Genomic DNA, 1,444 nt, shown 5'->3' on the forward strand with positions numbered 1-1,444 from the left:
GAATGTGACCGCGTCCGCCCGGTCACATTCTCGGCGGCCCGTTCGTCATGGCTGTGATCACGACGACGTGACGACCGGAGAACCGAAAGGACACCGCATCATGAGCACCACCGCCAGCCAGCAGAAGACCCAGTCCCGGCTGCCCAACCCCGCCGTGCTCGTTCCCGAACTGGGGGAGATCAGCAAGGCGCTGTTCGCGGCCACCGGGAACGGCTCGATCCCGCGGACCACCGTGGGCCTGGTGCAGCTGCGCGCCGGCCAGATCCTCGGGAACACCTACCTGACCGTCCTGCACTCCGGCAACCTCCGCGGGGCCGGGGAGTCGGAGGAGCGCATCACCGCCGTGGCCTCCTGGCGGGACGCCCCCTGCTTCACCGACGCCGAGCGGATCGCGCTGGCGCTGCTGGAGGCCGTCCTCACCGCCAACCCGCACGGCGAACGCGTCGGCGACGACCTGTACGCCGCCGCTTCCGCCCACTACGACGACAGGGCGCTCGCCACGCTCATCATGGCGATCGGCCAGGTCTGCTTCTTCGCCCCCCTCGCCCTCATCGGCAGACCCCTCCCCGGTGTGGCGCCCGCCGAGCAGTGGCGGGACTGACCCCGCACCGCCCGGGGTGAGAGGTCCCGCCCCGGGCACGGTCGGGCTCGGCGGCGACGCGGGGCCCGCCCGCGCGAGCGCGCACGGGCGGGCCCGGGCCCTCTCCGGTCACCGGGCCAGGACGCGAAAACGACTGGCCGCGGCGGCCGGAACCGGCCAGGATGGCGTCCGCACCGGAGAGAGCACGAGCACGAGGGGGACCGGTGGGGCGACCGGGGATCCGACCGATGCGGCCGGAGGACGAACCGCGCGTGGTGGAGGTGTCGCTGGCGGCGGACACCGTGTTCGCCGCCGCCGGGGTGGTGCTGCCCCCCGACGACCCGCGGGAGGTGCTCGCGCACGCGGAGCGGGTCCTGGTGGCCGAGGAACCCGCTGGGGACACGGCCGCGGCTCCGGCCGAGGGCCCCGTGGGAAGCCGGGACGGGAACCCCGCGGCGAAGGGCTCCGTGGTCGGCCTGGCCGCGACGGTGACCGTGGACGGGCGCCCGCACCTGGAGCAGCTGGCCGTGCACCCCGACCACGGCAGGCGCGGGATCGGCGGCGCCCTGCTGGAGGCGGTGTGCGCCGAGGCGGCTGCCGCCGGTCACACCCGCCTCACCCTCACCACCTTCCGCGACCTGTCGTGGAACGGGCCCTGGTACGCGGACCGCGGGTTCTCCGTGCTCCCCCGAGCGGAGTGGGGCCCGGGCATGGAGGGGGTCTGGCGGGCCGAGGAGCGGGCGGGCATCCGGGTACTGCCGCGCGTGGTGATGGTCCGGGAGCTGGTCCGGCCGTCCTGAGCCCTCCGCTCCCGTCCCGGGCACCTGCGCCCGGGCACCCGGCGCCCTCACGGGAGCGGGGCGG

Annotated in this window: 2 protein-coding genes; both read left to right on the plus strand. The window is 75.6% G+C overall.

Annotation, left to right across the window (positions count from 1 at the left end):
* Positions 1-100 precede the first annotated feature (100 nt).
* On the plus strand, positions 101-601 hold the full coding sequence (locus DQW06_RS22265) for a carboxymuconolactone decarboxylase family protein (protein ID WP_117199242.1): 501 nt from the start codon (positions 101-103) through the stop codon (positions 599-601).
* A gap of 227 nt (positions 602-828) precedes the next feature.
* Positions 829-1,380: a GNAT family N-acetyltransferase gene (locus tag DQW06_RS22270; protein WP_013151713.1), complete on the plus strand. Its 552-nt coding sequence runs from the start codon at positions 829-831 to the stop codon at positions 1,378-1,380.
* The last annotated feature ends 64 nt before the right edge of the window (positions 1,381-1,444 follow it).

Origin of the sequence: Nocardiopsis sp. TNDT3, assembly GCF_003427465.1 — a bacterium.
In the GTDB taxonomy this organism is placed as follows: domain Bacteria; phylum Actinomycetota; class Actinomycetes; order Streptosporangiales; family Streptosporangiaceae; genus Nocardiopsis; species Nocardiopsis dassonvillei.